Genomic DNA, 25,288 nt, shown 5'->3' with positions numbered 1-25,288 from the left:
CGGGTCTAGCCTTACGAGTCCGAAGCCGGCACGAGCCGGCCGAGACGACCTGATAGGGATCCGAACATGGCAAACGAATCGAAATGCCCGTTCAACCATGCCGCCGGCGGCGGAACGACGAACCGTGACTGGTGGCCAAACCAACTTAACCTGAAAATTCTCAGCCAGCATTCACCCAAGTCCGATCCGCTGGGCCAGGACTTCGACTACGCCAGAGCATTCAAAAGCCTCGACTTCCAGGCCCTGAAACAAGACATCAAAGCACTGATGACTGATTCTCAGGACTGGTGGCCGGCCGACTTCGGTCATTACGGCCCGCTGTTCGTACGGATGGCCTGGCACAGCGCCGGCACCTATCGCACTGCTGATGGCCGTGGCGGCGCCGGCTCCGGCCAGCAGCGGTTTGCCCCGCTCAACAGCTGGCCGGACAACGTCAGCCTCGACAAGGCCCGGCGCCTGCTGTGGCCGGTCAAGCAGAAATACGGCCGCAACATTTCCTGGGCTGACTTGATCGTTCTCACGGGCAACGTCGCGCTGGAATCCATGGGCTTCAAAACCTTCGGTTTCTCCGGCGGCCGCGCCGATGTCTGGGAACCGGACGAAGACGTGTACTGGGGCTCGGAAACCGAGTGGCTGGGTGGCGACAACCGCTACGGCAAAAGCAACGGCCCTGTGCAGGAGCCCGGCGACGGCACGCTGGTGGCCGAGCCGGATCTGCATGGCCGCGAAGAAAGCCGCACTGATCAGGGCGAACGCAATCTTGAAAATCCCCTCGCCGCCGTGCAAATGGGCCTGATCTATGTAAACCCCGAAGGCCCTGAAGGTAATCCGGACCCGGTGGCTTCGGCCAGGGACATTCGCGAAACCTTCGGCCGCATGGCCATGAACGACGAAGAAACCGTGGCGCTGATTGCCGGCGGTCACGCGTTCGGCAAAACCCACGGCGCCGGCCCTGCCGACAACGTCGGCCCCGAGCCGGAAGCGGCAGGTCTGGAACTGCAAGGCCTAGGCTGGAAAAACGCCTTCGGCACCGGTAAGGGCGCCGACACCATCACCAGCGGGCTGGAAGTGACATGGACCACCACCCCGACGCAATGGAGCAACAACTACCTGGAAAACCTCTTCGGTTTTGAGTGGGAGCTGACCAAGAGTCCGGCCGGAGCCCATCAGTGGAAACCGAAAAACAACGCCGGCGCGGGCACCGTGCCCCACGCTCACGATCCGGACAAACGCCTGAGCCCGACCATGCTCACGTCCGATCTGGCGCTGCGTTTTGATCCGGCTTATGAGCAGATTTCCAGACGTTTCCTGGCCAACCCCGATCAGCTCGCCGACGCATTCGCCCGCGCCTGGTACAAGCTGATCCACCGCGACATGGGCCCGCTGTCCCGGTACCTCGGCCCGGAGTTGCCGCAGGAAGAATTGCTCTGGCAAGACCCGATTCCAGACGTGACGCATCCGCTGATCGAAGACAGCGACGCCACTGCGCTGAAAGACAAGGTGCTGGCATCGGGGCTATCGGTGTCGCAACTGGTGTCGACCGCCTGGGCGTCAGCTTCGACCTTCCGGGGTTCGGACAAACGCGGCGGCGCCAACGGCGGGCGTTTGCGTCTGGCCCCGCAGAAGTTCTGGCAGGCCAACCAGCCGGAGCAACTGGACAAGGTACTGACAACTCTCGAGGGCATTCAAAGCGAGTTCAATAGCCATGCGGTCGGTGGCAAGCAAATATCCCTTGCAGACCTGATCGTACTGGCCGGCAACGCCGGGATTGAGCGAGCCGCGCAGAATGCCGGGCATTCGGTCTCGGTACCCTTCTCACCGGGCCGCGCAGATGCCTCTCAGGAGCAGACCGACGTTGAGTCGTTCGGCTTCCTCGAGCCGATTGCCGATGGTTTCCGTAATTACAGCAAGGGCAAATACACCGTTGCGGCGGAAACGTTGTTGATCGACAAGGCACAATTACTGACCCTGACCGCACCTGAAATGACCGTACTGGTCGGAGGGTTGCGGGTATTGGGAGCGAACGTCGGGCAAACTCGCCATGGTGTCTTCACTGAAAAAACCGAAGCGCTGACCAATGACTTCTTCACCCACCTGCTGGACATGGGCGTGGAGTGGAAGCCGACCTCTAGAGATGCCGATGAGTTCGAGGGACGCGATCGTAAGACAGGTGCAGCAAAATGGACGGCGACGCGGGTTGATCTGGTGTTTGGATCCAATGCGCAGTTAAGGGCATTGGCCGAGGTCTACGCCAGTGCGGATGCGAAAGCGCAGTTCGTTAATGACTTCGTCAAGGCGTGGACGAAGGTGATGAATCTCGATCGGTTTGACCTGCGCAAATAGCTTCTCGTTGTGCCAATAAAAAATGCCGCTCGTTGAGCGGCATTTTTGTTTTCTTCAAATCATAGGGTGTCGCAAATAACCAGCCCCTCACCCCAGCCCTCTCCCAATGGGAGAGGGGGAAAGGGAGCCGATCTTCGTTTACTTGAAGGCCTGAGTTCGTCTCGAGACTTTAAGGTCGGCGCAGCTCGATCACTCACCTCGGTCAGTCCCCTCTCCCTTTGGGAGAGGGTTAGGGTGAGGGCCGGTCTGAGGCTGGAATACCGACTCCGTTAAGCCATCAAGCCAGGCTTTTGCTCACCACCTCGTACACGTCGCTCGACAACGCCCCCGACGCCAGAATCCGCTCAAGCTGGGCCTTCATCAAGGCCTGCCGGGCGCTGTCGTACTTGCGCCAGCGGGTCAGCGGCGCCAGTTGGCGCGAGGCGATCTGTGGGTTGAAGCCGTTCAGCTCGATCACCAGATCCGCGAGGAAGCGATAACCGGAACCGTCCGCCGCGTGGAAGTTGATCAGGTTCTGTCCGGCAAACGCGCCGATCAGCGCGCGCACCTTGTTCGGGTTCTTGATGTTGAACGCCGGGTGCTGCATCAACGCCTTCACTCGCTCCAGTCCGCCCGGCAAGGTGCTGCCGGCCTGTACGCTGAACCACTGATCCATCACCAGCGGGTTGTCCTTGAAGTGCTCGGCAAAACTCGCCAGCGCCAACGCTTTCTGCTCTTCGAATGGCGAGTTGACCAGTACTGCCAGCGCAGTCAGGCGCTCGGTCATGTTGTCGGCCGTTTCAAATTGCTCCAGCGCCGCCGCCAATACTTCCGGTTTGCCGCTGAGCATCAGGTACGACAAGGCAATATTCTGCAACGCGCGGCGGGCAAAGTGCTCGGCTTCGGCCACGTATGGGGTTTTCTTCGACAGGTCGCGGTTGGCCTGATAACGCAGCCACAGCGCTTCGAACAGACCCTCGGCGAGTTGCTTGCGGGCAAATTCGCGAGCGACATGGATCGCCTCGACGTCCGCTACTTCGCTGATTTCGGTGAGATACGCCTCACCCGGCAACGAAAGCATTTCCGCAACCATCGCCTGATCCAGCGACTCATCGGACAGCACCGTGCGCAACGCCGACACCAGACGCGGGTCAAGCGTCAGGGTTTCGCCTTTCTGATGCTGCGCAATCAACTCCTGCAGCACTTGCACCGACAGTTGTTGACCGGCATCCCAGCGGTTGAAACCGTCGCTGTCGTGCTGCATCAGGAACATCAGTTGATCGCGGTTGTAAGGGAAGCTCAGTTTCACCGGTGCGGAGAAGCCGCGCAGCAACGATGGCAGCGGTTGCTCGGCGACATCGACGAAGGTGAACGTCTGTTCGGCTTCGGTGACCGAAATGACGCGGGTGGTGCCTTGCGGCGACGCTTCGCCGCTCAGACGCAGAGCGATTTCGTTGCCCTGGCTGTCGAGCAGGCCGAGTTCGACCGGAATCACGAACGGCAGTTTTTCCACCTTGTCCGGGGTCGGTGGGCAGCTCTGGCGGAAGGTCAGGCTGTAGGTTTTGGCCGCAGCATCGTACGACTCGCTCACCGCCAGACGCGGCGTACCCGCCTGGCTGTACCAGCGTTTGAACTGGGTCAGATCGACGCTATTGGCATCTTCCATCGCCTTGATGAAGTCATCGCAGGTCACGGCCTGGCCGTCGTGACGTTCGAAGTACAGATCGCTGCCCTTGCGGAAGCCTTCAGCGCCCAGCAGGGTGTGAATCATGCCAACCACTTCCGAACCCTTTTCGTACACGGTGAGGGTGTAGAAGTTCGAAATCTCGATAAAGCTGTCCGGCCGCACCGCGTGGGCCATCGGGCCGGCATCTTCGGCGAACTGATGCGTGCGCAAGTAAGCCACGTCCTGAATGCGCTTGACCGTGGCCGAGTTCATGTCCGAGGAGAAACCGGCGTCGCGGAACACCGTGAAACCTTCCTTGAGCGACAACTGGAACCAGTCGCGGCAGGTCACGCGGTTGCCCGACCAGTTATGGAAGTACTCGTGGGCGACGATCGCCTCGACCCGCTGGTGCGCGGCATCAGTGGCGGTTTCGGCGCGAGCCAGCACGGCGCTGGAGTTGAAAATGTTGAGGCCCTTGTTCTCCATCGCGCCCATGTTGAAATCGTTGACCGCGACGATCATGAAGATGTCCAGGTCGTACTCGCGACCGTAAACCTCTTCGTCCCAGCGCATCGACTTCTTCAGGCTGTTCATGGCGTGCTGGCACTTGTCGATGTTTTCCGGCTCGACATAGATGCGCAGCGCGACATTGCGCTCACTCATGGTGGTGAAGGTGTCTTCGACGCACCACAGGTCACCGGCCACCAGCGCAAACAGGTAAGCCGGTTTCTTGAACGGGTCTTCCCAGGTCGCCCAGTGCCGACCGTCTTCGCCAGGGCCGGAAGCAATCGGGTTGCCGTTGGAGAGCAGCACCGGGTAGCTGTGCTGTTCGGCCACGACCGTGGTGGTGAACTTGCTCATCACGTCCGGGCGGTCGAGGTAATAGGTGATCTTGCGAAAGCCTTCGGCCTCGCACTGGGTGCAGAACATCGTGCCGGACTTGTACAGGCCTTCAAGCGCGGTGTTGGTTTCCGGGTGGATTTTGACGCTGGTGTCGACGGTGAAGGTTTCGCTGGTCGGCTGCAGGGTCAGGTGGCTGTCGGACACTTGATAGTCCGCAGCGCTCAGCTCCTTGTCCGCCAGCGTCACCGACAGCAGCTCCAGTTGCTGGCCATCGAGCACCAGCGGTGGCAGGCCCGCGCCGCGCTCAGGATTGCGCCGCATCACCAGTTGCGCGTGAACCAGGCTGTGGTCCTCGAACAACTCGAAGGTCAGGTGCGTTTCGTCGATCAGGTATTCGGGCGCCTGATAGTCCTTGAGGTAAATCATCTTCGGTTGGTCGGTGCGCATGCTGGAATCCTTATTGATGCACGGCGAGCTGATAAGCCGTGTATTTACGAATGTTGATCACGCCCGTATCGAAGATCAGGTACTGGCCCTTGATCCCCAGCAGCGTGCCTTCGGCAATCGGGTTCTTGTCCAGGTTGAAGCTGACGATTTTCGCCGGGTATTGCTCGACGGGATAGCGAATTTCAAGCGGCTCGACATCGGCAATCGTCTGGATGGCTTGCAGGCCGAATCGCTCCTGCAAACCTTGCAGGCCCTCGGCGCAGCTTTCGAACAACTGATCGCGTACTCGCGCGAGGTCCACCGCCGCCGCGTCGCCCTTGAGCAGTGCGCGCCAGTTGGTCTTGTCCGCCACCTGGCTGCGAAACAGGTCTTCGACAAACCCCGATTGCTGACGCGTGGACACGCGCATGATCGGCAAGGCCTGGCTCGCGCCCTGATCGAGCCAGCGCGTCGGCAACTGCGTGGCGCGGGTGATGCCGACCTTGATGCCCGACGAGTTGGCCAGATAAACCACGTGATCGGTCATGCAGAACTGCTGGCCCCACACCGGATCCCGGCAGGTGCCGGCGTCAAAGTGGCAGCGCTCCGGGCTCATGATGCACAGGTCGCACTGCGCCAGTTTGGTCATGCAGGGGTAGCAATAACCCTGGCTGAAACTGGTTTTGGTCTTGCGCCCGCAATGGGTGCAGTGGATCGCCCCCAGAAACTCCAGGCGCAGCGTCTTGCCGATCAACGGATTGACCGGCACCTCGACGTCATCAAGACGAAACGCGTACTGCACGTTCGGCCCGTCCAGGCGCGCCGACATTTTGCTGATTGCACCGCGGCCAATCTCGATCAATGGATGGCATCCGACTTGAACAGGATGTTCGGCACTTCGATCGACTTCGACGCACACTCTTGCGGGCCCATGTAACCGGTGCGCTGGTCTTCCGGCAGGTTCTGGATTTCCCAGGCGATCATCGCCTGCAACGACAGCTCGCGCTGCTCGGCGGTGAGCTTGTTTCCGTCGGACCACTTGCCGATTTCCACGGCCAGTTTCAGGCTTTCGTAGATGTCCGGTGTGATGTTGCTGATCATGTCGTTGAAAGAGGACATCAGGGTTCTCCGCGCTCTTTACTGAAACAAAAATTTTAGACGGCCAGTTTACGGCGGTTATACAAACCGCCCAACAGCCCGGTGAAGCATCCGATGAGTAACCCGCTGAGGTGCGCCGCGTTGGCGATCTGGCCAAAACCGATCAGCGAGATCACGCCGGACATGCACACCAGCAACCACACGAGCATCATCACCAGCACGCCACGCGGCAGGCGATAGGCCGGGTTCGGCGCCAGCAACTGGAAGATCCAGCAATGCCCGAGCAGGCCATAAAGCACACCGGACAGGCCGCCAAACAGGGTCGGACCGCTCCAGACAAACTGCGCGTAATTGGACACCACGCTGAACAGCAGCGTCAGGCCGATCAGGTTGATACTGCCCTGGCGCGATTCGATGCGCCGGCCCAGCTCCCAGTACCACATGCTGTTCATCGCCAGGTGAAGGATGCCGAAGTGAATCAGCATCGGCGTGACCAGCCGCCACCACTGCCCTGCCGCGAAACTGTCGGCCAGCGGGGTGAAATGGATGTATTCGCCGATCACGCGGAAATCGAGAAAGGTCAGCCAACGCAGCGTCTCAAGGTTTTCCCCGAGAAAAGTCAGACCAGCGACGATCAAACTCAGCAGCAGAATGAACCCGGTGGCCCTGGCGTGTTTCAGTTGTTCGGCAAAGCCCGGCCGCTTGAAGGTCTGGCCTGCTGGAATGTCCAGTTGCTGATCCGGATCGCCGGCCGGGAAGCGCTCGTACAACGAGCGCACGTCCTCACTGATTTCGGCCGGTGCCCACAACACCTGCTCGCCCGCCTCTTCGCTGACGCGATGGGGCACCTGCATGCGTTGAAGCAGTTTGACAAAACCGCTCAAGTCCACCGCCAACGGCAGGCGCAATACCGCCACAGCACTCATTGCAGCACCTCCGGCCGCTCGACATCGACCCAGACAAATTTATGCGGATCCAGGTGGGTTTCCTGATCCAGACGATAGGCGACCAGTTTGCCGTACAACACCGCGCTGTAATCCAGGCACGCGAGGTTCGGCCGGATCGGCGCCGGTTTGCCGCTGCGCCAGTAATGGCCGACGAACAGCAACGGCTCGTCGACGCCATAGCGCAACAGGGAATTCTTTTCCGTTGAGCTCAGCGGCGTCTGCGCCACCGGTTCCGGCAGTGCGTCGGGCTGGAAGACGATGTCACCGTAGGTTTTCGGGTCGTCTTCCCAGAATTTGGTGCGAAAGAACGAACGCACCAGGCCGTCGCCGCTGGTCATGGTCAGGCCGCCCGGCAAACGCATGTCCGTGCCGCGCAGCAAACGGTCGAACACGGTACAGGCGAAGCTGCCGGGCACGGCCGAAGCCTGGAGAAAATGCTCATCGACGCAGCCATTAGGGAACAACGCGCGCAGCGGCTCGATCAGGCCGGCGTCCCAGCACGCGTGCACGACACGGAAGCGTCCGGCATCGACGAACAGCGGCAGCTCATAGAACCATTGCTGAAAATCATGCCAGTCGCCGGGATGGTCTTCGAATTGGGTCAGGGTTTCCTGCAGCAGACGCGCATGGCGCTTGGTATGTTCGCGCACGAATTGCTTGCCGCTGCCCGGTGGCGCCGGAGTGCCCCAGCCGAGGGCGTTGAATTCGTGGTTGCCCATGATGCACAGCGCCTGCCCCGCCTCGACCATGTCGTGGACGATGTGCAGCGCCTCGCGGATTCGCGGGCCACGGTCGATGATGTCGCCGACAAACACGGCCATGCGCGAGGGATGCCGCCAGACCCCGGCCTGCTTGTGGTAACCGAGGCGGTCAAGCAAGTGTTCGAGGGTCAAGGCGCATCCGTGCACGTCACCGATCAGGTCATAACTGCGCGCGGGATCGAGCATCAGTCGCCTCCACCCCCCAACTTGCTGCCCCAGCCGAGCTTGGTGCGGCACACCTCGTAGTAGTTGTGGTCGAGCGGATGGATCAGGCGCAGTTTCTGCGCTTTCTTGCTCACGGTGATGGTGTCGCCCGGCGCGCAGGTGAAATGGTTCTGGCCATCGCAGGAAACTTGCGGATAGATCTGCATATCTTTGGACACGACGATTTTCAGCTCACTGTTGCCATCGACCACGATCGGCCGTCCCGACAAGGTATGGGGGTACATCGGCACAATCACAATAGCGTCGAGCTTGGGATGCATGATCGGCCCCCCGGCGGACAACGCGTAGGCCGTGGAGCCGGTCGGCGTGGCGACGATCAGGCCGTCGGCCTTCTGGCTGCAGACGAACTGGCCGTCGATGTACAGCTCGAACTCGATCATCCGCGTCGATTTGCCCGGGTGCAGCACCACGTCGTTGAGCGCATCGCCCTGACCGATGGCCTCGCCGTGGCGACGGACTTCTGCCTGCAGCAGGAAGCGGTTTTCCACCAGGTAGTGGCCGTCGAGCACCTCGGCGACCTTGACTTCGAGCTCGTCCGGACGAATGTCGGTGAGAAACCCGAGGCTGCCACGGTTGATGCCCAGTACCGGAATATTGTGTCTGGCCAGCGCCCGCGCGGCGCCGAGCAGGCTGCCGTCACCGCCAACGACGATGACCATGTCACAGACTTCGCCGAGCATCTTGCGCGACGAGGTCTGCAGGCCATGGCCCGGCAGGACTTCGGCAATGGTGTCTTCGAGGATCACATGCAGGTGACGGTCGAGCAGAAAGCGTTTCAGTCGGCGGACGGTATCCAGCACCTGGGAGCTGCCCAGGCGACCGATGATGCCGATATTACGAAATTGCTCCATGGGACCTCTGCGGACAATCGAAAACGCGAAAAACCCGATTATGGGCGAAAGCGCCAGATAGACAAAATCCTTTCAGCCTCAAGGATGGGCTCAGGTTTAAAGCTATGCTCGCAGGATGATCCTGTTTCCCGACTTGTTGCAGTTACCCCATCAATTACGCCATCCCGAAGTGCGGGACCTGGCGTGGGTGATCCTCGCCCCGCCGATGCTTGCCGCTACGCCGTGGCCACAGCGTCATCCGCTGGCCGGCAGTGACTGGGTGCAAGACCCTCGGCGCCTCGAACATTGGCTGCGCCAGCTCGACCGTGACAGTTACGGTTTACTGCATTGGTTGTCCCAGGCCCGGACGCGGCGTCTGGGTTTGTATTACGAACGCTTGTGGCAGTTTGCCGTACAGCACGCGCCGGGCGTCGAGCTCATCGCCGCCAACCTGCCGATTCGCCGCGCGGGCCATACCCTCGGCGAGCTGGACATGCTGCTGCGCGACCGCGATGGCGTGCATCACCTGGAACTGGCGATCAAGCTTTACCTCGGCCCGCAGGAGGGCGACGGGCGAGATCCTGCGCAGTGGCTGGGGCCGGGTTGCCATGATCGACTCGACCGCAAACTCGCTCATCTGGCCGAGCATCAATTGCCGATTTCGGCGCGCCCGGAAAGCCGTGAAGTGCTGGCGGCTCTGGACATCGAGTCGTTCAGCGCGCAGTTGTGGCTGGGCGGCTATCTGCTGTACCCGTGGCCCGGCACGTCAGCATCACCACACGGCGCGCACCCGCAGCATCTGCGTGGCAGTTGGTTGCATCAGAAGGACTGGCCGGCGTTTGTCGCGCAACGCCCGCCCGGACGCTGGCAACCCCTGCCCCGCCATGCCTGGCTGGCGCCGGCGCATTATCCGGCGGATCAGGTCTGGGCCAGCGGGCACTTGCGCCTGTGGCTGGAGGACCTGCCGCCACTGGCCCCGGCGCAGTTGATGGTGCGCCTGAGTGAAAACGCGCAGGGGGAATGGGAAGAGGCGGAGCGATTGTTTCTGGTCTCGGATCTTTGGCCGAATGTGCCCGGCCAAACCTGAGATTTGTGGTGTCTGACCCAATTCGCGAGCAGGCTCGCTCCCACAGGGACCGCATTCCAGATTTGAAATGCATTCTCTGTGGGAGCGAGCCTGCTCGCGAAAAGAGCAACTCGGTCTATAGGGATAACCGCACCGCCAGCGCCGCCAACGTCAACAACAGCACCGGTACCGTCAGCACAATCCCGACCCGGAAGTAATAACCCCAGCCAATATGGATGCCCTTGCGCTCAAGCACATGCAGCCACAACAACGTCGCAAGACTGCCGATCGGCGTGATCTTCGGCCCAAGATCGCTGCCGATCACGTTGGCATAGATCATCGCTTCCTTGATCACCCCGCTCGCCTGACTGGCATCGATCGACAGCAAACCGATCAGCACCGTTGGCAAGTTGTTCATGATTGACGACAACAGCGCCGTCAGCACTCCGGTGCCCATTGCCGCGCCCCACACACCGTGGCCGGCAAACACATCCAGCCAGCCCGCCAGATAACCGGTCAGCCCGGCATTGCGCAGCCCGTAGACCACCATGTACATGCCCAGCGAGAAAATCACGATTTGCCACGGTGCTTCTTTCATGACCTTGCGCGTGGAAATCCTGTGGCCGCGCGCGGCGATGCCCAGCAGCAACGCGGCGCACACCGCCGAAATGGCGCTGATCGGAATGCCCAGCGGCTCGAGGGCAAAGCAGCCAATCAACAGGATCGCCAATACGGCCCAACCGGCATAAAAGGTGGCCTTGTCGTGGATCGCGGTTTGCGGGTTTTCCAGCTGTTCAGGATCGTAAGCCGCTGGAATGTCGCGACGAAAGAACCACAGCAACATGCCCAGCGTCGCCGCGACGCTGACGAAGTTGACGGGCACCATCACCGCTGCGTAGCGGTTAAAACCAATATTGAAAAAGTCCGCCGAGACAATATTGACCAGGTTCGATACCACCAGTGGCAGGCTCGCCGTGTCGGCAATAAACCCGGCGCCCATAACGAAGGCCAGTGTCGCCGCCGGAGAAAAACGCAGCGCCAGCAACATCGAAATCACAATGGGCGTAAGGATCAATGCCGCCCCGTCATTGGCGAACAAGGCTGACACCAGCGCGCCGAGCAGCACCATGAAAGCAAACAGCTTGCGCCCGCTACCGCGCCCCCAACGTGCCACGTGCAGCGCGGCCCAGGCGAAAAACCCGGCCTCGTCAAGCAACAGACTGATGATGATCAGCGCCACGAAGGTGCCGGTGGCGTTCCAGATGATCTGCCAGACCAAAGGGATATCGCTCAGGTGCACAACACCGAAGATCAAGGCCAGTACGGCGCCGAGGGTTGCACTCCAGCCGACGCCGAGGCCTTTGGGTTGCCAGATGACAAGGGTGATGGTCAGCAGGAAAATCAGTGACGCAGCGAGCATTCGCAGGAGCCTTCAAAGAGATGATGTGGAACGATGACAAATGCCAAGGTGAATAAGTACCCCTGTGGGAGCGAGCTTGCTCGCGAAAGCGCTGGTCCAGTCAGCAATTTTGCAACGGCTGACGACGCCTTCGCGAGCAGGCTCGCTCCCACAGGTTCTATATGTAGCTGAAATCTCGGTGAGGTTATTTCTTGTGTTGCTCTACGAACTGGCCGTACGCATTAATGAATTTCTGCAGGAACGGCTTCACCGACTCGCTCAGCTTGCCCGCTTCGTCAAACGCAGTGCCCGCACCGCCCAGATACGCTTCCGGCTGTTGCAGGCAATGGATGTCGAGAAAAACGAAGGTCTGGCGCAGGTGCTGGTTGGCGCCGAAACCACCGATGGCGCCCGGCGAAACACTGATCACCGCGCCGGGCTTGCCGCTCCAGGCGCTCTGGCCGTAGGGGCGCGAACCGACGTCAATGGCGTTCTTCAGCGGTGCCGGGATCGAGCGGTTGTACTCGGGGGTGACAAACAGCACCGCGTCGGATGACGCCACTTTCTGACGGAAAGTGCTGTAGGCTGCTGGCGGGGAGTCTGCGTCGATGTCTTCGTTGTACAGCGGCAGCTCACCGATTTCGACAATCTCCAGTTTGAGATTGGCCGGCGCCAGTTCGGCGAGGGCCAGTGCGATTTTGCGATTGATCGATGCTTTGCGCAGGCTACCAACCACTACGGCGACGTTGTAGACATTGCTCATGGAACACTCTCGATGGTCCGTGGGAAGAGTCGCTAGTTATAGATGATCCGGTGACGTTTTCACCAGTGGTCATCGGTTTTTCCTGCAGCAAGAATATTTTTTTCCTGTAAGAAAACTTACCGAGCTTGGTGACGGTCTACAAAGCCGCAAATCAAGCGTTTTATCTCCAGAGGTTCTAAGCAGATGGCAGCAGTACTCGTCGGTCAGTTTCATGCAAGAGATGCGGAAGGCCGCGTTTATTCCGTGCATGAATTCCAGGAATCGAACCCGTCTGCAGACGGCTTCACCGGCTCGGAGCCCGTCACCACCTACAAATTGGCCATCGGCGATCGGGTCAATAAGCTTGATGAAGGTACATTCGTGCTGGTCCAGTCCGGCGTCGAGCTGATTCGCGAGCCCGAGACAATCGTCGCTCCGTAACCCGGCGTCATGAGCAGAAGTCACAGGCGCAGACTTGGGGTAGGATCAGCCTCCGCCCCCACCTGCTGAACATGGACTTCACGCATGCGTTTACGCCATATCGAAGTGATTCAGGCGCTCTTGCAGACCGGTCACCTGGGCACCGCCGCCGAATGGCTGCAATTGCCGGTGGCCGAAATCGAAGAGCGCTTGCGCGAAGCCGAAAGCCAGTTGGGGTTCATGCTGTTCGCCAGCGTTCGCGGGCGCCTGCAATCGACGCCGGAAGCGCGGGCCCTGCAGGTGGAAATCGCGCACGTCTATGAGGCGCTGGAGCCGGTGCAGCGCCTGGCCAGCAGCCTCAAGCAATACCTCGCCCCGCCCTTGCGCATCATCGGTACCCCGCCGCTGGCCGAACAATTACTGCCGCAAAGCATCGCCACCCTGCGTCGACGCTTGCCCGATGCACCTTGCAGCCTGCTCAGCGCACCAACCCGCGACATTGTCCGCAGCCTGTTACTGCGTGAAAGCGATCTGGGCTTGAGCCTGCACGATCCCGAACATCCCGACATCCACTGCCAACCGCTGGCGCAGGGCAAACTGCAGTTGCTCGCACCACACGGCTGGCTGCAGCCGAAACAGAAATACATTTCGCTGCAGGATCTGGCGGGTCAGGCCATGGTCGGCCTCGAAGGTCAGGAGCCGCTGAGCCCGGCGCTGGAAAGCAAACTCCTCGCCTTGCGCCCGGCACCGAGCATTCAAACCCGTGTGCAAACCCACCAAATGATGCGCAGCATGGTCGAAGCGGGCGAAGGCCTGGCCATTGTCGATCCGTTCACTGCCCTGGGCGCACGTGCCGCCGGCCTTGACGTCTGCCCGCTGTCCCCGGCCGTACCGATCAGCCTCTACGCCCTGACCTTCAAACACGCCGCACCCGTAGGGGCAGTTCAAACGTTGCTGGCAATCGTCACGGAACAAGCCGAGGCGATGTTGTCGAGCTGAGCGGATTTTCCAGCGGGTTATCGAACAGGCGATACCAGAACAGCGCGACTTCGGCGGTGTGCGGATCGATGCCGCGATAACGCAACTGATCGATGCCACCGACCACATAACCGCAGCGCTCGTACAGGCGACAGGCGCCGAGGTTGTTGTTCTGGGTTTCGAGCATGATGCCGGGCAGTTTCTTTTTGCGACTCCAGAACTGCGCAACATCAAGAAGCGCCTTGGCCACGCCGTGGCGCCGCGCCGGAGCATGCACCGCCAGTTCATCAATGTGGGCAAAGCCGTTCCAGTTGGTGCTGATCACCAGATGGCCGACCGGCTCATCGTCCAGCCAGGCCATGAAAATCGCACTGTCGGGCGCGTTATGAAAAGCACTGAACTCCTCGGGATCGATGCCGTAGCACTTGCGGTACGGCACGATCGGCGTCACCGCCCATTGCTCCACCGGTTTGCCGATCACCGCGGCGCCATAGGCCGTCACCTCAAAACTGAAGTCGCTGCCCCAGATATAAGGCGCAAAGCCTTCGTCGGCGACACGCACCGACAACCCTGGGTACTTCGGATTCATGACCGGTTGCATACTGGGAAACATCCTCACTCCTTAACGCAATCGACGGTATACAACCGCCCATTGCCTTCATCTTCGTGCTGCAATCCATGCACATCCGCGACAAAACCGGGGAAGCTGCTATCGAACGTGCGAGCAAATTTCAGGTAATCGATGATCGAGCGGGTCGATTCGGTGAAGCGTTCGCCGGGCATGATCAACGGAATGCCCGGAGGATACGGCACCAGCATCACGGCGGCGATACGACCTTCGAGATCATCGATAGGCACCGCCTCGACCTCGCCGCGCACCAGATGATCATAGGCCCGGGCAGGCTTCATGGCGATTTCCGGAAGCACGGTGTACATGCGCTTGAGGTGTTTGGCCGTGGTATTGCTGCGGTAACAGGCGTGCAACTGATCACACAGATCGCGCAGGCCCATGCCCCGATAACGCGCGCTGTCTTGCTGAGCCACGCAGGGCAGACAGTCCTCCAGGCGAACATTGGCGTCGTAGCTGCGCTTGAATTCCAGCAGTTCGGTGAGCAGCGTGCTCCATTTGCCTTTGGTGATGCCCATGGAAAACAGCACCAGAAATGAATACAGGCCGGTTTTTTCCACAACCAGCCCGCGCTCCCAGAGAAACCTGCTGACCACCACCGCCGGGATACCGTTCTCGGTCAACGCGCCGCCAGCATTCAGGCCGGGCATCACCAGCGTGACCTTGATCGGATCGAGCAACACGTAATCGTCAGTGACCCCATCGAAGCCGTGCCAGTCGGCACCCGGCTTGAGCAGCCAGTCTTCGGTCTTAACGCGGTCGATGCCCTCCACTCCCGGCGGCTGCCAGATCGAGAACCACCAGTCATCGGCAGCGATGTGCTGACGAAGATTGGCCAGCGCGCGACGAAAACTCAGCGCTTCGTCGAAGGTTTCCTGCAACAGCGAACGCCCGGCCGGGCCTTCCATCATCGCCGACGCCACATCGAGCGAGGCAATGATGCTGTACTGCGGCGAGGTCGAGATGTGCATCATGAACGCTTCATTGAAACGGTCACGATCCAGCTGGCGTGCGCCGCCATCCTGCACATGAATCATCGAAGCCTGACTGAACGCGGCGAGCACTTTGTGCGTGGAGTGAGTGGTGAACACCAGCGGGCTGTCTTCGCTGCGCGAGGTGGCCATGCCGTAGCGCCCGGCGAAGAACTCATGAAACGCCGCGTAGGCATACCAGGCTTCGTCGAAATGCAGCACCTCGACGCTACAGCCCAGATTTTGCTTGATCAGCTCGGCGTTGTAACAGAGGCCGTCGTAGGTCGAATTGGTCACCACCGCGAGTTTGACCTTCGGTTCGCGGCCCTGGGTCAACGGGCTGGCATCGATCTTGGCCTGGATTGAATCGCGACTGAATTCGCTCAGCGGAATCGGGCCGATGATTCCCAGCTCATTGCGCTCCGGGCACAGGTACAACGGAATTGCACCGGTCATGATGATCGCGTGCAACACCGACTTGTGACAGTTGCGATCAACCAACACCAGGTCGTCGCGACCGACCATCGAATGCCAGACAATTTTGTTCGCGGTCGAGGTGCCGTTGATCACGAAAAAAGTGTGATCGGCCCCGAAATTGCGCGCCGCACGGGCTTCGGCTTCGGCCAGCGGCCCGGTATGGTCGAGCAGCGAACCCAGTTCAGGTACCGAAACCGACAGGTCCGAACGCAGCGTGTTCTCGCCAAAAAACTGGTGAAACGCCTGCCCGACCGGACTCTTGTGATAGGCCACGCCGCCGCCATGCCCGGGCGTGTGCCAGGAATAGTTGGAATCGGCGGTGTGTTGCACCAGCGCCTTGAAGAATGGCGGCAGCAAACCGTCCAGGTACTTGCGCGCCGCACGGGCAACTTGCCGGGCCAGAAACGGTACGGTGTCTTCGAACAGATAAAGGATGCCGCGCAATTGATTAAGCTCGGCCATGGCGTCGGCCGGCGCATTCTCAAGGGTGACTTGCTCGCCCAGGGCGAAGATCGGCAAATCCGGTGCACGCACCCGCGCCAGACCGATCAGTTCAGCCATGTTGTGTAAAAGATGAGAATGGGCGCTGGCGTCTTCGGCAGCAATCAGCATGCACGCCAGACCATGATGCGTCGCTGCCACCAGGCGCCCTTCGGCGTAATCGGTGGCCGAGACGATATTGAAACCTTCCTGCTCCAGCTCCCGGGCGATGCCGCGGACACGCTCACCGGCAACCGTGTCGGCCCTGATGTCGCGGTGCACGATCAACACCGGAAACTTCAAATCCTTATACATGAGCTCAGTGTCCTGAGGCGGCAGGTTTGCAACTGCCAATGCACTCAGCGTAGAGGGTTGCAGCAGAAGTGGCGAGGGTGGCAACTTGGCTTCACGCCACCAACAGCAAAGATCGCAGCCTGCGATTTTTTGATCTGTCAGGCGTGAGCGTCAGCTTCCGCGATCTGCGTCCACAATGCTGGCGCACCTGCCGATTTGGCGATGATGTCCAGCCGCACCAGATGCGCCGCCAGTTCATCCTCGGTCGCCCGAATGATGCGCGCCGGCTGGCGATCGGCAGGCAGACGACGGATCTCGGTGGCCGAATTGTCGGCGCCCTCGCCCGTGCCATTACCATCGGAGGCGTTGCCGGCCAGCGACAGGCTGGTCTGACCACCGGTCATGGTCAGGTAGACGTCGGCGAGGATCTCGGAGTCGAGCAAGGCGCCGTGCAATTCACGGCCGGAGTTGTCAACGCCGTAGCGCTTGCACAACGCATCGAGGCTGTTGCGCTGCCCGGGGTGGCGCTCCCGGGCCATCAACAAGGTGTCGAGGATGGTGCAGTGCTGGGTGATGTCGGCACGATCGTGCTGGCCCATCAACGCGAATTCGTTGTTGATGAAACCAACGTCGAACGCCGCGTTATGGATGATCAGTTGCGCGCCCTTGATGAACTCGAAGAATTCATCGGCGACTTCGGCAAAACGCGGCTTGCCGACCAGAAATTCGTTGGTGATGCCGTGCACGCCGATGGCGCCCTCGTCACTCTCGCGATCCGGTTGCAGGTATACGTGGAAGTGCCGGCCCGTGAGGCGCCGACCGATCAGTTCGACGCAACCGATTTCAATGATCCGGTGACCATCGGTCACCGGCATGCCGGTGGTTTCGGTATCGAGTACAACGGATCTGGTTGCCATCAGGTGCTCAGCTCTCAACGGGTCAATCGTGCAAAAGCGCGGATGTTAACACGCCAGACCTTAACCCTGTAGGAGTGAGCCTGCTCGCGATCGGGCATGCCCGGGATGTCATGTCTGTTTGTAACCGCGAACCTCATCCACCCCACGATTAGCCAATTGGTCAGCCCGCTCATTACCGTGATGACCAATGTGCCCGCGCACCCATTTCCAGGTGACTGTGTGGCGGTTGACCTGTTCATCCAGCTCTTTCCACAGATCAGCGTTTTTCACCGGCTCCTTCGCGGCGGTTTTCCAGCCGCGCTTCTTCCAGTTGGCCATCCACTCGTTGATGCCTTTCATCACGTATTGCGAGTCGGTCACCAGCAGCACTTCGCACGGGCGCTTGAGCGCTTCGAGGCCGCGGATTGCGCCGAGCAGTTCCATGCGATTGTTGGTGGTATTGGCTTCGCCGCCCCACAGTTCCTTCTCGACGCCCTTGCACACCAGCAGAGCGCCCCAACCGCCGGGGCCAGGGTTGCCCTTGCAGGCGCCATCAGTGAACAGTTCTACGGTATCGACGCTTTCGCTCATGCCAACTCATCCAGAAAAATGCAGCCTCGCCGATCCGCGATCGACGACAGCCATGGCCGGAGCGGGTCCGGCCATCAATAAAAAAGTAAGTTACGGTTCGATGCGACGGCGGTTGACCTTGGCCATCGGCAGCGGAATCAGCTTGCCCATCGGCTCGCGGCGCTCCTGGCGCAAAGGCCTGAGGCCTACCACGATCTTGCGCGCTACCAATAAATAGAAGCCGCCACCGGACAATTGCCAGTCACCGGCCTTGCGTTCCCAGCCGGCCAGGCGATTCTGCCACTTGGGCGACGCGAGCGGCGGACGATAGCACCCGAAGCGGCGTTTCTCCAGCGCGAAGCCCAGCAGGTTGAGCCAGTCGCCGACCCGCGACGGTGAGATACAGCGCGCCTTGCGCAAGGCGTCATGGGCAAAAAAATGTCGCAGACCCCAGGTGCTCCAGGGATTGATGCCGATGATCAGCAGATGCCCGCCAGGGCGCACGCTGCTCGCCGCTTCGCGCAGCAAACCGTGGGGTGACAGGCAGAAATCCAGACCGTGCTGCATCACCACGACATCGGCGGCGTGCTCGCTCAACGGCCAGGCTTGCTCTTCGCAGACAATCTCGACCCCGGGCAACGGCGCGCCGAGACGCACATTGCGCTGGACTTGCGGCGCGGCCGGGGGCGTTTCGGCGGACGGGCCGTAATGCACCAGATAGCCGCCAAAGAACCGGCCGAGCTCGTCGTCGAGCATGCGCCGCTCTTCATCGAGCAAGAATTGCCCGAGCGGGCCTGATAGCCAATCCCGGGCGGCGCTGATCAACGCCAGCCAGTCGGGGTCGGCCTGAGCAAACGCTTTATCGGTCATGTCATTCTCCAACGCGCCAGGAACCACTAAGATGCGCCAATGTTTTCCGCTTGGCGAATTCCGACGATGATACAGATCAGTGCCCTGCCCGCGTTCACCGACAACTACATCTGGTTGTTACAGGATCACCAGACCCAGCGCTGCGCGGTGGTCGATCCGGGCGACGCCGCCCCGGTACAGGCGTGGCTCGAGGCTCATCCCGGCTGGGTGTTGAGCGATATCCTGATCACCCACCATCACCATGACCACGTCGGAGGCGTCGAGCGCCTGAAAGCGGCCAGCGGCGCCACTGTCTACGGGCCGGCCAGCGAAAAAATCCCCGGGCGGGATGTCGCTTTGAAAGACAACGATACCGTCAGCGTGCTCGGCTGGGACTTCGACGTCCATGCGGTGCCTGGTCACACTTTGGGACACATTGCCTATTACCACCACGGCTTGCTGTTCTGTGGCGACACCCTGTTTGCCGCCGGTTGCGGCCGGCTGTTCGAAGGCACGCCGCAGCAGATGCATCACTCGCTGAGCCGGCTCGCGGCCCTGCCTGAAGATACGCTGGTGTACTGCACCCATGAATACACCTTGAGCAATCTCAAGTTCGCCGCCGCCGTCGAACCGCACAACCCGGACATTGCCGCTCGTCTGGCAAAAGTCACCCAGCAGCGACAGAACGGCGTCATGACCCTGCCGTCGACCCTCGCCCTGGAAAAGCTCACCAATCCGTTTTTGCGCACCTCTGAAACATTGGTTACACAAAAAGTGGACGAACGGGACGGCGCTCAAAACCGGGCGCCGAATGAGGTATTTGCGGCATTGCGAGCATGGAAAGACACGTTCTGATGACCGTGCCGGTTGGGGCAAAAATTCTCAATGGTTGACCGCAGGGGGTGCGCTTTCTAGAATCGCCCGACATTTTCGCCCGGAACTTACTTCCAGCCAATGTCGTCATCCATACGTAAGTCCGTCAATTCAGACGCATTGACCCGCCTGGCGCAAGCCATCGCGGTGGCTGTGTCCGCCACGCTGGTGGGCTGTTCCAGCCATGCTCCGCAGACTGAAGCGACGCATACGCCGAACATTGCTGCGCGAGCCAAGCAGAAGCCCATCTGGCTGACCGAGAAGCCCACTCCGCAGGTTCCTCAGGACATCTGGGAACGCATGCGTCAGGGCTTCCAGCTGCAGGAAGGCCTTGGCGTGAACCCGCGCATCGAGCAACAGCGCCTGTGGTTCGCCAGCAATCCCTCTTTTCTGGAAAATGCCGGTGAACGCGGCAGCCTCTACATTCATTACATCGTCGAGCGCCTCGAAGAACGCAACATGCCGCTGGAACTGGCCCTGCTGCCAGTAATTGAAAGCGCCTACAACCCGATGGCCTATTCCCGGGCCGATGCGGTGGGCCTGTGGCAGTTCATCCCCTCGACCGGACGTTATTTCAATCTGCGTCAGACCCGCTTCTATGATGGCCGTCGCGACATCACCGCCTCGACCACCGCGGCCATGGATTACCTGACCCGCCTGCATGACATGTTCAACGGTGACTGGCTGCTGGCCCTCGCGGCCTACAACGCTGGCGAAGGCACCGTAAGCCGTGCGATCGAGCGTAATGAAAAGCTCGGTTTGCCCACCGACTACTGGAACCTGCCGCTGCCATCGGAAACCCAGGCGTACGTGCCAAAACTGCTGGCGCTGTCGCAAGTGGTTCTTGCACCGGAAGCTTACGGTGTGAACCTGAACCCGATCGCCAACGAACCGTACTTCCAGGTCGTCGAAATCAACCAGCGCATGGACCTGTCCAAGGTCGCTGCCGTGGCCAACATCGACGAAGATGAGCTGTTCCAGCTCAACCCGGCGTTCAAACAACGCACCACCATCGATGGCCCGCAGCATTTGCTGGTGCCGACCTCCAAGGCGCAGCTGCTGACCGCCAGTCTGCAGACCATGCGCCCTGACGAGCTGATCAGCCCGCGCTCGCTCAAACCCGTGTTCGATGGCGCCGACCCGTCCGAAGTGGCGCAGCTCAAGCGTGCCTATCGGGTCAAGCGTGGCGACAACCTCGGCTCCATCGCCAAGGCCAACAAGGTCGAAGTCAAGGACCTGCAGCGCTGGAACAAGCTGACCGGCAAGAACCTCAAGGTCGGCCAGACCCTGGTCATGCAGGACAACACCAAGCGCACGCCGGCACGCAAATCCGGCCGGGTCAACACCGTGGTGGCGGCCAACAGCAAGACCAAAGGCAAGGCCGAGAGCAAGCAGCAGACGCAGTACAAGGTCAAGCGAGGCGACACGCTGTATGTGGTTGCCAAGCGTTTCAACGTCGAGATGCAACATCTCAAGCGCTGGAACCCGGGTGCGGGCAAGGCGCTGAAACCGGGGCAGATGCTCACGGTTTATTCGCCGCACTGATCGAAAGAGCCCCTGAATTCAGGGGCTTTTTATTGCCGAAATCCCTCGTACCGATGAATCCTTGTGGCGAGGGAGCTTGCTCCCGCTGGGGCGCGAAGCGGCCCTCTCCATTTTTCCAGACAGACCCGACACGCCGGTTTTGCGGCGGCTTCGCAGCCGAGCGGGAGCAAGCTCCCTCGCCACAGTCAAGGCATCGCCCAGCGCATCACCCGCGCAATTAACCGCGCATTAACCCGCTATCTTTTTCCTGCCCAGACAAGCTGTTACTGTACGGCCCACAAAAGCCCAAGCCGCCTGGATCGGATCTGACTTGAAGCGTGCCCTCCTCCTGCTCCTGATCAGCCTGGCCTTTAGCTCAACCGCAAGCGCGACGATTACCGAAAGTCATGGTTATGCGCAGTTCGGCACGCTCAAGTACCCGGCCAGATTTACCCACTTCGACTGGGTCAACCCGCAAGCGCCCAAGGGCGGAACGTTGCGGGTGATGGCGTTCGGCACCTTCGATACGGTCAATCCGTATACCTTCAAGGGCACCAGCCCGGTCACTACCGCCAATTTTCTCCAGTACGGTATCAACGAGCTGAACGAGCCGCTGATGGTCGGCACTGGGCAATATTCCCCGTCCGGCGACGAGCCTGCGTCCAGTTACGGCTTGATCGCACAATCGGTGGAGTACAGCGAAGATCGCAGCTGGGTGGTGTTCAATCTGCGTCCCGAGGCGCGTTTCCATGACGGCACGCCGATCACCACCTATGACGTGGCATTTTCCTATCGCCTGCTGCTCAAGGATGGCCATCCGCTGTACCGCACCGCCCTGCAGGAAGTGCTGCGGGTCGACATTCTCAACAAGCAGCGCATCCGTTTTGTGCTAAAGCGCTCGGGCAATCCGCTGCTGATTCTGCGCCTGGGTGAGTTGCCGGTGCTGCCGCAGCATTATTGGAAAGACCGCGATTTCAAGGCCACCACCTTCGACCCCCCGCTGGGCAGCGGGCCGTATCGCATCACGTCGGTGACGCCGGGGCGCCAGTTGATTTTCGAACGGGTCAAGGACTACTGGGGCAAGGACCTGCCGGTCAACCGTGGCAAATACAACTTCGATCGCATGGCCGTCGAGTTCTACCGCGACAGCGACGTAGCGTTCGAGGCGTTCAAGGCCGGTGAGTTCGACATCTACATCGAGCATCAGGCGAAGAATTGGGCCAATGGCTACAACTTCCCGGCGATACGTCGTGGCGACGTGATCAAGGCACAGGTCGCGCATCAGATCCCGACCCAGAGTCAGGGCCTGTTCATGAACACCCGCCGCGCGACCTTCGCCGACGTCAAGACCCGAGAAGCGCTGGGCCTGATGTTTGACTTCGAATGGACCAACCACGCGTTGTTCAGTAATGCCTACAAACGCACGACCAGCTACTACCCCAACAGTGAATTCAGCGCTACCGGCCTGCCGGTCGGGCATGAATGGCTGATGCTCAAGCCGTACAAGGATCAACTTCCGGCGAAACTGTTTACCGAGCCGTTCACACTGCCGCACACCGACGGTCGCGGCATCCCGCGCGAAACCATGCGCAAAGCCCTCGCCCTGCTCGCAGAAGCTGGCTGGAAGCTCAACGGTCAGCGCCTGCAAAATGCTGACGGGCAAACGCTGCGCTTTGAGCTGCTGTTGGTCAATCCGAACCTGGAGCGCCTCTACCAGCCGTACATCGAGAACCTGAAGAGCATCGGCATTGAGGCGCGTCTGCGCACGGTTGATCGGGCGCAGTACAAACAGCGCCTCGATCAATTCGATTTCGATATGGTCTCGATGACCCTCGGCCAGACGCTCAGCCCGGGCCTGGAACAATGGCAGTACTTCCACTCCAGCCAGGTCGGGGTCAAGGGCAGCAAGAACTATGCGGGCATCGACAGCCCGGTGGTCGATCACCTGCTCGAACAATTGCTCGCCGCGCGCACCCGCGATGAGCAGGTCGCCGCCGGCAAGGCGCTCGACCGCGTGCTGCTCTGGCAGCACTACATGATTCCCAACTGGTACCTCAATTATCACCGTCTGGCCTACCGCAACCGGTTGGCCTTTGTCACCACGCCGCCCTATACCCTGGGCCTGAGTGCATGGTGGCTGAAGTCTTCGGAGAAAGATCGATGAATCCTGTTCGCGCCCTGCTCGTGCAGGCCGGCGGCCTGCTGTTCGCCGGGCTGGCCTGCGCCGCCCCGCAACACGCCGTGACCCTGTACAACGAGCCACCGAAATACCCGGCCGACTTCAAGCATTTCGATTACGTGAACCCCGATGCGCCCAAGGGCGGCGTGTTCCGTCAGGCCGGTTTCGGCGGCTTTGACAGCCTCAACCCGTTCATCAACAAAGGCGTGCCCGCCGATGACATTGGCCTGATCTACGACACCCTGACCCGCCACAGTCTCGATGAACCGTTTACCGAATACGGCCTGATCGCCAGCAAGATAGAGAAAGCCGACGACGACAGCTGGGTGCGTTTTTACCTGCGCCCCGAAGCACGCTTCCACGACGGCCACCCGGTACGCGCCGAGGACGTGGTATTCAGTTTCCAAACGCTGACCAAAGAAGGCTCGCCGATGTTTCGCGGCTACTACAACGACGTCGCCGAAGCCATTGCCGAAGACCCGCTCAAAGTGCTGTTCAAGTTCAAGCACAGCAACAACCGTGAATTACCGCTGATCCTCGGCCAGTTGCCGGTCCTGCCGAAACACTGGTGGGCCAGTCGCGACTTCAACAAAGGCAACCTGGAAATTCCGTTGGGCAGCGGCCCCTACCAGGTCACCGAGGTGAAGGCCGGTCGCTCGGTGCGTTACCAGCGGGTCAAGGATTACTGGGGCAAGGACCTGCCGGTCAACCGTGGGTTCTACAACTTCGACACGATGACCACCGATTACTACCGCGACAACACCGTCGCCCTCGAAGCGCTGAAGGCCGGGCAGTTTGATTACTGGCTGGAGATGACGGCGAAGAACTGGGCCAGCGCTTACAACGTTCCCGCTGTCACCGAGGGCCGTTTGATCAAGGAACTGATCCCCAACAGCAACCCGACCGGCATGCAGGGTTTCGTCTTCAATCTGCGGCGCCCGGTGTTTCAGGACGTGCGCGTGCGCCAGGCGCTTGGTCTGCTGTTCGATTTCGAATGGACCAACAAACAATTGTTCAACGGTGCCTACGTGCGCACACGCAGCTATTTCGAGAACTCGGAAATGGCCGCCACCGGCCTGCCAGACGCCGAGCAACGGGCGATCCTCGAGCCGTACCGCAGCAAACTGCCGGCCCAAGTGTTCAGCGAAGCCTTTGAGAACCCGAAAACCGATGCCAGCGGCATGATTCGCACCCAGCAACGCGAGGCTTACCAACTGCTGCAGGAGGCCGGCTGGAAGATTGTCGACGACAAAATGGTCGACGCCACGGGCAAACCGGTGGTGATTGAGTTCCTCCTCGCCCAGACCGAATTCGAACGCGTACTGCTGCCGTTCAAGCGCAACCTCAGCGACCTGGGTATCGAGCTGGTGATCCGTCGCGTCGACGTCTCGCAATACATCAACCGCGTGCGTTCGCGGGACTTCGACATGATGGTCGGCAGCTTTCCGCAGTCCAACTCGCCGGGTAACGAGCAGCGCGAATACTGGATGAGCGCCGCCGCCGATAAACCGAGCAGTCGCAACAGCATGGGTTTGAAAGATCCGATCGTCGATCAACTGGTGGAAAACCTGATCAACGCCGATTCGCGCAAAAGTCTGGTGGCCCATGCCCGCGCATTGGACCGCGTATTGCAATGGGGTTATTACGTCGTGCCCAACTGGCACATCAAAAGCTGGCGCGTGGCTTATTGGAACCACATCGGCCACCCGAAAATCTCGCCCAAGTACGACATCGGCATCAATACCTGGTGGGTCAAGCCTGACGCCAAACCTGCCGTAGAAGTCGAAACCCAACTGCAAGCCGACCCTGCGGGCACGGAGTAAT

The 25,288-nt window shown here is 60.5% G+C and carries 21 protein-coding genes; 8 read left to right on the top strand and 13 right to left on the bottom strand.

All coding sequences use genetic code 11. From position 1 onward, the window contains the following. Nucleotides 1–66 precede the first annotated feature (66 nt). Nucleotides 67–2,343, top strand: a complete 2,277-nt coding sequence (gene katG / locus HU727_RS02515; RefSeq protein ID WP_186528120.1) for a catalase/peroxidase HPI — start codon at nucleotides 67–69, stop codon at nucleotides 2,341–2,343. Between the two features lie 277 nt (nucleotides 2,344–2,620). On the opposite strand, the gene pepN is transcribed toward katG, so the two are convergent. The 6 genes from pepN to HU727_RS02485 are packed head-to-tail and all read right to left on the bottom strand — an operon-like array spanning nucleotide 2,621 to nucleotide 9,139. After that, a complete protein-coding gene (pepN, locus tag HU727_RS02510) occupies nucleotides 2,621–5,278 on the bottom strand; it encodes an aminopeptidase N (protein ID WP_186528119.1) in 2,658 nt (885 codons plus the stop codon). Nucleotides 5,279–5,288: 10 nt separating this feature from the next. Beyond that, nucleotides 5,289–6,119 carry a DUF2797 domain-containing protein gene (locus HU727_RS02505; protein ID WP_186528118.1) on the bottom strand — a complete coding sequence of 277 codons (831 nt, stop codon included), beginning with the start codon at nucleotides 6,117–6,119 and terminating at the stop codon, nucleotides 5,289–5,291. Then, nucleotides 6,116–6,376: a YeaC family protein gene (locus tag HU727_RS02500; RefSeq protein WP_042609561.1), complete on the bottom strand. Its 261-nt coding sequence runs from the start codon at nucleotides 6,374–6,376 to the stop codon at nucleotides 6,116–6,118. Before HU727_RS02500 ends, HU727_RS02505 begins: the two co-directional genes overlap by 4 nt. Nucleotides 6,377–6,411: 35 nt before the next feature. Next, on the bottom strand, nucleotides 6,412–7,281 hold the full coding sequence (locus HU727_RS02495) for a rhomboid family intramembrane serine protease (RefSeq protein WP_186528117.1): 870 nt from the start codon (nucleotides 7,279–7,281) through the stop codon (nucleotides 6,412–6,414). Further along, entirely contained in the window at nucleotides 7,278–8,249 is a 972-nt protein-coding gene (locus tag HU727_RS02490) for a metallophosphoesterase (RefSeq protein WP_186528116.1), read from the bottom strand. Before HU727_RS02490 ends, HU727_RS02495 begins: the two co-directional genes overlap by 4 nt. Beyond that, entirely contained in the window at nucleotides 8,249–9,139 is an 891-nt protein-coding gene (locus HU727_RS02485) for an NAD(+) kinase (RefSeq protein ID WP_008079605.1), read from the bottom strand. Before HU727_RS02485 ends, HU727_RS02490 begins: the two co-directional genes overlap by 1 nt. 115 nt (nucleotides 9,140–9,254) lie before the next feature. Between HU727_RS02485 and HU727_RS02480 the strand changes: the two genes are divergently transcribed. Beyond that, on the top strand, nucleotides 9,255–10,205 hold the full coding sequence (locus tag HU727_RS02480) for a DUF1853 family protein (protein ID WP_186528115.1): 951 nt from the start codon (nucleotides 9,255–9,257) through the stop codon (nucleotides 10,203–10,205). A gap of 115 nt (nucleotides 10,206–10,320) precedes the next feature. Here HU727_RS02480 and HU727_RS02475 read toward each other — a convergent pair whose 3' ends face one another. Next, nucleotides 10,321–11,604 (bottom strand): arsenic transporter, encoded by a 1,284-nt coding sequence (locus HU727_RS02475; RefSeq protein WP_186528114.1) that lies wholly within the window; start codon nucleotides 11,602–11,604, stop codon nucleotides 10,321–10,323. 184 nt (nucleotides 11,605–11,788) lie between these two features. Then, complete coding sequence (locus HU727_RS02470; RefSeq protein WP_186528113.1) at nucleotides 11,789–12,346, bottom strand: NADPH-dependent FMN reductase; 558 nt, start codon at nucleotides 12,344–12,346, stop codon at nucleotides 11,789–11,791. 183 nt (nucleotides 12,347–12,529) lie between these two features. Between HU727_RS02470 and HU727_RS02465 the strand changes: the two genes are divergently transcribed. Both HU727_RS02465 and HU727_RS02460 read left to right on the top strand, forming a co-directional pair. Then, the gene (locus HU727_RS02465) at nucleotides 12,530–12,766 is read left to right on the top strand and encodes a hypothetical protein (RefSeq protein WP_186528112.1); all 237 of its coding nucleotides are present in this window, start codon (nucleotides 12,530–12,532) and stop codon (nucleotides 12,764–12,766) included. An 84-nt stretch (nucleotides 12,767–12,850) separates the two neighbouring features. After that, nucleotides 12,851–13,744, top strand: coding sequence for a LysR family transcriptional regulator (locus HU727_RS02460; protein WP_186528111.1), 894 nt, complete (start codon nucleotides 12,851–12,853; stop codon nucleotides 13,742–13,744). Here HU727_RS02460 and HU727_RS02455 read toward each other — a convergent pair. From HU727_RS02455 to HU727_RS02435, 5 genes are all read right to left on the bottom strand, one after another. Continuing rightward, complete coding sequence (locus HU727_RS02455; protein ID WP_186529205.1) at nucleotides 13,710–14,324, bottom strand: GNAT family N-acetyltransferase; 615 nt, start codon at nucleotides 14,322–14,324, stop codon at nucleotides 13,710–13,712. The genes HU727_RS02460 and HU727_RS02455 overlap by 35 nt on opposite strands. Nucleotides 14,325–14,338: 14 nt before the next feature. Beyond that, complete coding sequence (locus HU727_RS02450; protein WP_186528110.1) at nucleotides 14,339–16,594, bottom strand: Orn/Lys/Arg family decarboxylase; 2,256 nt, start codon at nucleotides 16,592–16,594, stop codon at nucleotides 14,339–14,341. Nucleotides 16,595–16,731: 137 nt separating this feature from the next. Continuing rightward, the gene (gene dnaQ / locus HU727_RS02445; protein WP_186528109.1) at nucleotides 16,732–17,490 is read right to left on the bottom strand and encodes a DNA polymerase III subunit epsilon; all 759 of its coding nucleotides are present in this window, start codon (nucleotides 17,488–17,490) and stop codon (nucleotides 16,732–16,734) included. Between the two features lie 108 nt (nucleotides 17,491–17,598). Continuing rightward, entirely contained in the window at nucleotides 17,599–18,060 is a 462-nt protein-coding gene (rnhA, locus tag HU727_RS02440; protein ID WP_186528108.1) for a ribonuclease HI, read from the bottom strand. Between the two features lie 90 nt (nucleotides 18,061–18,150). Then, complete coding sequence (locus HU727_RS02435) at nucleotides 18,151–18,909, bottom strand: class I SAM-dependent methyltransferase (RefSeq protein ID WP_186528107.1); 759 nt, start codon at nucleotides 18,907–18,909, stop codon at nucleotides 18,151–18,153. 66 nt (nucleotides 18,910–18,975) lie between these two features. Between HU727_RS02435 and gloB the strand changes: the two genes are divergently transcribed. From gloB to HU727_RS02415, 4 genes are all read left to right on the top strand, one after another. Then, a complete protein-coding gene (gene gloB / locus HU727_RS02430) occupies nucleotides 18,976–19,743 on the top strand; it encodes a hydroxyacylglutathione hydrolase (RefSeq protein WP_186528106.1) in 768 nt (255 codons plus the stop codon). Nucleotides 19,744–19,842: 99 nt separating this feature from the next. After that, complete coding sequence (locus HU727_RS02425; RefSeq protein WP_186528105.1) at nucleotides 19,843–21,306, top strand: transglycosylase SLT domain-containing protein; 1,464 nt, start codon at nucleotides 19,843–19,845, stop codon at nucleotides 21,304–21,306. 310 nt (nucleotides 21,307–21,616) lie between these two features. Then, entirely contained in the window at nucleotides 21,617–23,449 is a 1,833-nt protein-coding gene (locus HU727_RS02420) for an extracellular solute-binding protein (protein ID WP_186528104.1), read from the top strand. Continuing rightward, nucleotides 23,446–25,287 carry an extracellular solute-binding protein gene (locus tag HU727_RS02415; protein ID WP_186528103.1) on the top strand — a complete coding sequence of 614 codons (1,842 nt, stop codon included), beginning with the start codon at nucleotides 23,446–23,448 and terminating at the stop codon, nucleotides 25,285–25,287. Before HU727_RS02420 ends, HU727_RS02415 begins: the two co-directional genes overlap by 4 nt. Nucleotide 25,288 lies beyond the last annotated feature (1 nt).

The sequence above is a fragment of the Pseudomonas khorasanensis genome (assembly GCF_014268505.2).
Lineage (GTDB): Bacteria > Pseudomonadota > Gammaproteobacteria > Pseudomonadales > Pseudomonadaceae > Aquipseudomonas > Aquipseudomonas khorasanensis.
This window is presented reverse-complemented; position numbering and strand designations above follow the sequence as displayed.

What these genes read in the sequence shown, in the direction of transcription:
- HU727_RS02450 (WP_186528110.1), bottom strand. Translation starts at nt 16,594, where the DNA reads ATGTATAAGGATTTGAAGTTTCCGGTGTTGATCGTGCACCGCGACATC.
- HU727_RS02470 (WP_186528113.1), bottom strand. Translation starts at nt 12,346, where the DNA reads ATGAGCAATGTCTACAACGTCGCCGTAGTGGTTGGTAGCCTGCGCAAA.
- HU727_RS02480 (WP_186528115.1), top strand. Translation starts at nt 9,255, where the DNA reads ATGATCCTGTTTCCCGACTTGTTGCAGTTACCCCATCAATTACGCCAT.
- HU727_RS02485 (WP_008079605.1), bottom strand. Translation starts at nt 9,139, where the DNA reads ATGGAGCAATTTCGTAATATCGGCATCATCGGTCGCCTGGGCAGCTCC.
- dnaQ (WP_186528109.1), bottom strand. Translation starts at nt 17,490, where the DNA reads ATGGCAACCAGATCCGTTGTACTCGATACCGAAACCACCGGCATGCCG.
- gloB (WP_186528106.1), top strand. Translation starts at nt 18,976, where the DNA reads ATGATACAGATCAGTGCCCTGCCCGCGTTCACCGACAACTACATCTGG.
- HU727_RS02490 (WP_186528116.1), bottom strand. Translation starts at nt 8,249, where the DNA reads ATGCTCGATCCCGCGCGCAGTTATGACCTGATCGGTGACGTGCACGGA.
- HU727_RS02455 (WP_186529205.1), bottom strand. Translation starts at nt 14,324, where the DNA reads ATGCAACCGGTCATGAATCCGAAGTACCCAGGGTTGTCGGTGCGTGTC.
- rnhA (WP_186528108.1), bottom strand. Translation starts at nt 18,060, where the DNA reads ATGAGCGAAAGCGTCGATACCGTAGAACTGTTCACTGATGGCGCCTGC.
- HU727_RS02425 (WP_186528105.1), top strand. Translation starts at nt 19,843, where the DNA reads ATGTCGTCATCCATACGTAAGTCCGTCAATTCAGACGCATTGACCCGC.
- HU727_RS02500 (WP_042609561.1), bottom strand. Translation starts at nt 6,376, where the DNA reads ATGTCCTCTTTCAACGACATGATCAGCAACATCACACCGGACATCTAC.
- katG (WP_186528120.1), top strand. Translation starts at nt 67, where the DNA reads ATGGCAAACGAATCGAAATGCCCGTTCAACCATGCCGCCGGCGGCGGA.
- HU727_RS02475 (WP_186528114.1), bottom strand. Translation starts at nt 11,604, where the DNA reads ATGCTCGCTGCGTCACTGATTTTCCTGCTGACCATCACCCTTGTCATC.
- pepN (WP_186528119.1), bottom strand. Translation starts at nt 5,278, where the DNA reads ATGCGCACCGACCAACCGAAGATGATTTACCTCAAGGACTATCAGGCG.
- HU727_RS02495 (WP_186528117.1), bottom strand. Translation starts at nt 7,281, where the DNA reads ATGAGTGCTGTGGCGGTATTGCGCCTGCCGTTGGCGGTGGACTTGAGC.
- HU727_RS02460 (WP_186528111.1), top strand. Translation starts at nt 12,851, where the DNA reads ATGCGTTTACGCCATATCGAAGTGATTCAGGCGCTCTTGCAGACCGGT.
- HU727_RS02465 (WP_186528112.1), top strand. Translation starts at nt 12,530, where the DNA reads ATGGCAGCAGTACTCGTCGGTCAGTTTCATGCAAGAGATGCGGAAGGC.
- HU727_RS02435 (WP_186528107.1), bottom strand. Translation starts at nt 18,909, where the DNA reads ATGACCGATAAAGCGTTTGCTCAGGCCGACCCCGACTGGCTGGCGTTG.
- HU727_RS02415 (WP_186528103.1), top strand. Translation starts at nt 23,446, where the DNA reads ATGAATCCTGTTCGCGCCCTGCTCGTGCAGGCCGGCGGCCTGCTGTTC.